Genomic DNA, 5,139 nt, shown 5'->3' on the forward strand with positions numbered 1-5,139 from the left:
GGTATCGATACCCCAGCGCCAGTCAGCCGCGAATGGCAGCATCAGCCATAACGGTTTTCCTAACGCGCCGGTCAGATGAGCGACGGCGGTATCGATGGATACCACACCGTCCAGCCGATCCACGATCGCGGCGGTATCCGCGAAATCGTCGAGCTTGCCTTCCAGTCGCTGGATGAAACGGGCGCGCGGATGAGCGTCCAGCAACGAGCGCTCTTCGTCGGTCAACGTGGGCTGCAAGACGATCCAGTCGATGCCCTCCAGCCTGAACAACGGTTCGAGCATGCCAAGCTGCGCCGAGCGCGTTTCGCCCGGCTGGATGCGCCCTGACCATGCAATGCCCAGCTTGCGTTTCGATTGACCCCCGAGCGAACCGCGCCACTTCTTCCGGTAAGCCGCCGGCACCACGAGATACGGCGTGCGTGCGGGCACCTTGTCGACGTTCGATAGACCCAGCGCCAAGGGCAAGCTCAACAACGGCGAGAAAGCGTCTGCATCGGCGAGCGGGGCCGCGTTGGCCGAACCGGTGGCGGTGCTCTTCAGCAAGACGCCCGCGGCGTGCGCCGCCGGTTCCAGCAACGCGACGAGTTCCGGCTGAACTTCAAGCACGATCTGTCCGGCCAGCTTCGCCACGAAAGGGACGAAACGAACGAACTGCAAGGTATCGCCGAAACCTTGTTCCGCGCGAATCTGCAACGTCTGGCGCGGCAGCGGCTCACCGTTCCACTTTGGCAGCGACGGCAGCGTAATGCTGCCCGGCGTGCGCAGACGCCATTCGTAGGCGGGCAGGCCGCGCGTGTAATCGCCCAATGCAAGCAGAGTCAGCGCCCGGTTCAGATTCGCCGCGACAAGGCTGGGATCGAGCCGCAAGGCCTGATCGAACGCACGCAACGCGGGTTTGTGCGCGCCGAGCGCCAGATGCGCGTTGCCAAGGCCAAGCCACGCAACGCCGTACTTCGGATCGAGCCCCACCGCGCGCTCGAATTGCGGCAACGCCGCCTCGTGCGAGCCGATAGCCGCAAGCGCATGGCCCAGGCCGAAATGCGCCGGCGCGAATTGCGGCTGCATACGCAGTACGTTCTGAAGGACCGGCACGGCGTCCTGCGGATGGCCGCAGGCATCGAGGAGATTGCCCAGATTGAAATGCGCCGCGACATAGTTCGGCTCGGCTGCAATGGCGGCGCGGAATTGCTCGATCGCGCCGTGGGTGTCTCCCAGCGAATTGAGCGCCATGCCGAGATTGTTGCGCGCGCCCGCGTGGCCGGGACGGATCTGCAGCGCGCGGCGAAATGCCTTCGCGCCTTCTTCGAAACGGCGCATGCCGAGCAGCGCATTGCCGAAGTTGTTCCAGGTCGCGGCGTCCAGCGGTTGCAGACGCAGCGCTTTTTCGAAGGCATCGGCGGCGTCTTCGTGACGGCCCGCCGCGGCGTACGCATTGCCGAGGTTGTACTGCGCAAGCGAAAAACCGGGTTCCAGATGCAGCGCGTTGCGGAATCGCTCGATGGCGTCGTCGATCCGGCCCAGCGCCTTCAGCGCGTTGCCAAGATTAAGTTGCAGACCGGCATCGGCGGGGCGCAGGTCCACCGCGCGACGCACCAGTTCGGCTGCTTCCGCGTGCTGGCCTTGTTGATGGCGCAGCACGCCGAGCAGATGAAGCGCGTCGACGTGGGAGGGCTCTGCGGCAAGCGCGGCTTGATAGTCGCGTTCCGCTTCGGTGAGGCGGCCATCGCGATGCGCCGCGAAGCCACGCGCAAAAACTGTATCCATTGAGGAAAATCGAATGCAAACGCCTCATTTTTACACACGTTCGACACCGATCCCGAATTTTGCGGAATTTTGCGTTGACGCACCCGGATTCATTTCTGTAACATTTGAACACGTGTTCAACTGTTGGCCGATCTATTTTGTCTTCTCCCTTTGTAGCAACCGATGAGCGCGTTGTGCCGCTTGCCGACCTGTTCCGCCTCCTGGGCGATCCCACGCGCTTGCGCATTGTGCTGACGTGCGTTGACCGGCGCTGCGCGGTGGGCGCAATTGCGGAATCGCTGGGGTTGTCGGCTTCGCTGGTCAGTCATCACCTGCGTTTGCTGCGGGCGGCGCGGATCGTACGCGCCGAGCGTGAAGGCAAACAGGTTTTCTATCTCGCCGCCGATAACCACATCAGCGCCATGTTGGCCGAATTGCTTGAGCACGTTGCCGAGCCGCAGGCCGACTTTCGACCGGATAACGAATAAATGGAACCTCAAGAGAAACATCAGCACGAGCATGGCCATGAGCACGACCATGCTCATGGCCACAAGCATGAACCAAGTCATGCGCATAACCACGGCGCCGGTGGCCACCATCACCATCACGCCCCGCAAGCGGGGCAGGGCCGCACATTTGCGATTGCAGTCGGGCTGAACATGCTGATCGTGGTGGTGCAGGCCGTGTACGGTTTTATCGCCCATTCCACCGCGCTGCTGGCCGACGCCGGCCACAATCTCTCCGATGTCCTCGGCCTGCTGCTCGCCTGGGGCGCCGTCTGGCTCGGCACGCGCAAACCGTCGGAGCGCTACACGTTCGGGCTGGGCAGTTCGTCGATACTCGCTTCGCTCGCCAACGCCGCGCTGCTGCTCTTCGCGTGCGGTGCGATCGTGCTCGAAGCCGTGCAGCGCCTGCTCAATCCGGCGCCTGTCGCGGGCCTCGATGTGTTTATTGTTGCAACAATCGGCATGGTCGTGAACGGCTTCTCCGCGTGGCTCTTCATGCGGGGCAGCAAGGAAGACCTGAATGTCCGCGGTGCGTTCCTGCACATGGCCGCCGACGCCGGCATTTCCGCGGCGGTTGCCATCAGCGGCCTCGTGATCCTGTTCACCGGCGCGAGCTGGATCGATCCGGTGATGAGCATTATCGTGGTCGGCGTGATCGTGGTCGGCACGTGGGGCCTCGGCCGCGATGCCATGCGCCTTGCAATGGGTGCGGTGCCGCCGGGCGTGGACAAGCCGGGTATCGAACGGTATCTGGCGGATGTGCCGGGTGTCACCGATGTCCATGATCTCCATGTCTGGGCGCTGTCCACCACGGAGAACGCCATGACCGCGCATCTGGTGATGCCGGAAGGCCATCCCGGCGATGTGTTCGTGGACGGCATCGTGGCGGCCTTGCGCCGCGATCATGCGATGAACCATGCCACGTTGCAGGTGGAAAGAGGCACGACCGAGCATCACTGCGCGCTGCACGAACGTTCACCGGCGCAACCTCAGGCGCACTCGCATTGAGCGAGCGGTCGTTCGCGCGAAGCGACCGGCGTACACTTGGTACTGTGAAGTTTCAGGGAGAAGTGCATGCTCGCGCAGACGCCGAATCGACACAAAATCCTCGATGTGCCACCGGTTCTGATCGCCGGCGCCGGTCCAACGGGCCTCGCCGCCGCGATGAGTTTGTCCCGCGCCGGGATTCCGGTGCGTCTCATCGACAAAGCGCCTCAACCCTCGCCGTGGTCACGCGCCATTGGCATCCAGGCACGCACGCTCGAACTTTTCGAGCAGCATCGGCTGGTTGAACCGTTTCTCGAACTCGGTCATCGGGCTCGTGTCGCGAACCTTTATTCGAATGGCCAGCGACTCGCGCGGCTCGACTTCGATCCCTTGCAAACGCGGTATCCGTACCTGCTGTTCCTGGATCAATCCGTCACCGAACGGCTGATGACGGAGCACCTTGCATCGTTCGGCGTGCGGATTGAACGCGGCGTGGAATTGATGCGTTTCCGGCAAGGATCGGCGGGGCTGGAGGCGGCCGTGCGGCATGCGAACGGCGCTGAAGAATCGATTCGCCCGTCCTACCTGATTGGAGCCGACGGCGCGCATAGCACGGTGCGCCACGGCCTGGATATCGAGTTCACGGGCAAGACTTTCGAGCAAACGTTCCTGCTCGCCGACCTGCAAGCCGATACCGAATGGCCCGACGACGAATTCCATATTTTCGCGTCCGGCGAGGGGTTGGCGACCTTGTTCCCAATGGGCGGCGGCCGCACGCGCCTGATCGCGGACAAACGCGTGACGGCTGGTGCGGCGTCCGGCGTGGTACCCGGCCTGGTACCCGATAGCGCGGCGGACAGCCCGGATAACAGCGCGGCGCCGACGCTCGACGAATGCCGCGCGATTATCGAACGGCGAATTCATCATCGTGTGACAGTGACGAACCTTCAGTGGTCGTCGTATTTTCATCTGAATAGCCGCATGGCTGACCAACTGCGTTCGGGCCGTGTTTTCCTCGCCGGCGATGCCGCGCATGTCCATAGTCCCGCTGGTGCTCAGGGCATGAACACGGGCATTCAGGAGGCATTTAATCTTGGCTGGAAGATCGCGCGGATGCTGGCCGGCGTCGCGCCGGATCGCTTGCTCGATACGTACCACGACGAGCGTCATCCGATTGAGCGCGAAGTGCTGCGGCAATCCAGTTTCATGACGCAAATGGCCGCTGCTGAGCATGGGCCGATGAAGCTGATTCGTGACCACGTGATGCCGGCTTTGTCGGCGATCGGCCCGTTGCGCGATGCCGCTCGGCGCACGGTCAGCGAGTTGTCGATTCAATATCGGCGTAGTCCGCTCACGCTGGATCGCTTGCTCGACGGCGGTCCGCGAGCCGGTGAGCGCGCGCCGGACGCGTGGGTGCATGTCATCGATGGCCCGCTTGGACGGGCGCCGGGTGTGGGCTGTCTGTTCGATCTCCACGATCCCGCGTGTTTCTCGTTGTTCTTGCTGGTGAACCCATCGCCGGATAAAGACATTGCGATGGCGCCCGCGCCGCTCACCGTCGCGCATGATATCCACGATAAGGACCTGGACGAGCTCGCAGTATTAGTGGAAGAAGTGCTGCCGAACACGGTGCGCGTGTGGCGTATTACCGATAACGACAGCGACAACGCGAACTCTCTGACCGATGCGTACGGACGCACGCGGCCGTGCTTTTATCTTGTGCGTCCGGATGGATATATTGCGGCGAGAGGGCGAGCGCCATCGGATACGCAGGCACTGCTGCGTCATTGCGAAACATGGTTCGGTTCGACGCAGCCACGAGGGGAGGGTTAGCGAGGTTTCGGCAGCGGGAGAGGGTCAACCGTGTTCAAGCTTTCGACCCACTTCCGCACCTCGGTGTGCG

4 protein-coding genes are annotated in these 5,139 nt (G+C 63.0%); 3 read left to right on the top strand and 1 reads right to left on the bottom strand.

All coding sequences use genetic code 11. From position 1 onward, the window contains the following. Window positions 1–1,764, bottom strand: a 1,764-nt coding sequence (locus JWR14_RS26620; RefSeq protein WP_299714560.1) for a tetratricopeptide repeat protein, incomplete at its 3' end; no start/stop codon positions are given. 137 nt (window positions 1,765–1,901) lie between these two features. Here JWR14_RS26620 and JWR14_RS26625 point away from each other — a divergent pair. From JWR14_RS26625 to JWR14_RS26635, 3 genes are all read left to right on the top strand, one after another. After that, window positions 1,902–2,231, top strand: a complete 330-nt coding sequence (locus tag JWR14_RS26625) for a metalloregulator ArsR/SmtB family transcription factor (RefSeq protein ID WP_089163376.1) — start codon at window positions 1,902–1,904, stop codon at window positions 2,229–2,231. Next, window positions 2,232–3,257, top strand: a complete 1,026-nt coding sequence (locus tag JWR14_RS26630) for a cation diffusion facilitator family transporter (RefSeq protein ID WP_299714566.1) — start codon at window positions 2,232–2,234, stop codon at window positions 3,255–3,257. Between the two features lie 66 nt (window positions 3,258–3,323). Beyond that, the gene (locus tag JWR14_RS26635; RefSeq protein WP_299714569.1) at window positions 3,324–5,069 is read left to right on the top strand and encodes an FAD-dependent monooxygenase; all 1,746 of its coding nucleotides are present in this window, start codon (window positions 3,324–3,326) and stop codon (window positions 5,067–5,069) included. Window positions 5,070–5,139 lie beyond the last annotated feature (70 nt).

It is taken from the genome of Caballeronia sp. (genome assembly GCF_028292365.1).
Taxonomy (GTDB): domain Bacteria; phylum Pseudomonadota; class Gammaproteobacteria; order Burkholderiales; family Burkholderiaceae; genus Caballeronia.